A 1819-nucleotide genomic window follows, 5' to 3' on the forward strand; every position below is an offset into this window, starting at 1 on the left:
TAGCGATAAAAGTAGTGAAAAACTACTTCACCGTAAGACTAAGGGTTCCTGATCAACGTTAATCGGATCAGGGTTAGTCGGGTCCTTAGGCAAACCCGAAAGGGGCAGCTGATGGAAAACTGGTTAATATTCCAGTACTCGCTTTAATTTCGATGGAGTGACGCAGAAGTGAACAGCACACGAGGGAAACGGAATTCCCCGTTTAAGCACGTAGCTATAGGGATTGCAGGCAAATCCGCAGTTCTTGGCGAAATGTGAAAGTATATGAGGGCTTCGGCCTGATTGAGTGCTCTAATAGCTGCCGAGAAAAACTTCTAAGGTTAGGTTAAAGCGACCCGTACCGCAAACCGACACAGGTAGTCGAGGCGAATAGCCTAAGGTGCTCGGGTGAGCCGTGGAGAAGGAACTAGGCAAATTGTGGCTGTAACTTCGGGATAAAGCCAGCCGACGTAAGTCGGCCTCAGTAAAATGGTTCAACCAACTGTTTAACAAAAACACAGGGCCCTGCAAAATCGTAAGATGACGTATAGAGCCTGATACCTGCCCGGTGCTGGAAGGTTAAGGAAGGGTGTTCGGCGCAAGCCAAAGCTCCTGACTGAAGCCCCAGTAAACGGCGGCCGTAACTATAACGGTCCTAAGGTAGCGAAATTCCTTGTCGGGTAAGTTCCGACCTGCACGAATGGTCTAATGAGTTGAACACTGTCTCCTCCACGAGCCCGGCGAAATTGTAGTATCGGTGAAGATGCCGGTTACCCGTCACGGGACGGAAAGACCCCGTGAACCTTCACTACAACTTTGCATTGATTTTGAGCAACCGATGTGTAGAATAGTTGGGACGCTATGAAGCGGTGCCGCCAGGTGCCGTGAAGCGGTCGTTGAAATACCAACCTTCGTTTGCTTAGAGTCTAATCCCTGACGGGAAACAGTGCATGGTGGGTAGTTTGACTGGGGTGGTCGCCTCCTAAAAAGTAACGGAGGCTTGCAAAGGTTCCCTCAGTACGGTTGGTAATCGTACGCAGAGCGCATTAGTATAAGGGAGCTTGACTGTGAGACAGACAAGTCTAGCAGGGTCGAAAGACGGCTAAAGTGATCCGGTGGTTCTGCATGGAAGGGCCATCGCTCAAAGGATAAAAGGTACTCCGGGGATAACAGGCTGATCTTTCCCAAGAGCTCATATCGACGGAAAGGTTTGGCACCTCGATGTCGGTTCGTCACATCCTGGGGCTGGAGAAGGTCCCAAGGGTTCGGCTGTTCGCCGATTAAAGTGGCACGTGAACTGGGTTCAGAACGTCGCAAGACAGTTCGGTCCCTATCTGTGATGGGCGTTAGAATATTGAGTGGACATGACCTTAGTACGAGAGGACCGGGTCGTACACACCGCTGGTGTATCTGTTGTGCCGCCAGGTGCAATGCAGAGTAGCTATGTGTGGCCAGGATAAACGCTGAAAGCATCTAAGCGTGAAACCTTCCACGAGATGAGTATTCTTTTAAGGGTCGTCAAAGACTATGACGTTGATAGGCTACAGATGTAAAGATGGAAACATCAAAGTCGAGTAGTACTAATTACCCGTATGCTTTAATTTTTTTAACAATTTTGAATACAATGATATTTTGTTAATTCTATTACGATCGCATTTACAACTTCCCAATATGTAACTTATTACGGTTATAACATAAGATGTAACCCAAGATCTTATGGTGATTATACCGAGGGTGTTCACCTCTTCCCATTCCGAACAGAGAAGTTAAGCCCCTCATGGCCGATGGTACTGCACCACAATGCGGGAGAGTAGGTAGTTGCCATATTTATTACAAAAAG

General features: G+C 48.0%; 2 rRNA genes. Both read left to right on the forward strand.

Going from position 1 to position 1819, the window contains the following annotated elements:
* A 23S ribosomal RNA gene (locus tag J7I42_RS34970) occupies positions 1-1584 on the forward strand; the annotation flags it as partial.
* Positions 1585-1694: 110 nt separating this feature from the next.
* Positions 1695-1806: ribosomal RNA gene (gene rrf / locus J7I42_RS34975) — 5S ribosomal RNA — on the forward strand.
* The last annotated feature ends 13 nt before the right edge of the window (positions 1807-1819 follow it).

This window comes from Niastella soli, from assembly GCF_017742245.1.
GTDB lineage: Bacteria > Bacteroidota > Bacteroidia > Chitinophagales > Chitinophagaceae > Niastella > Niastella soli.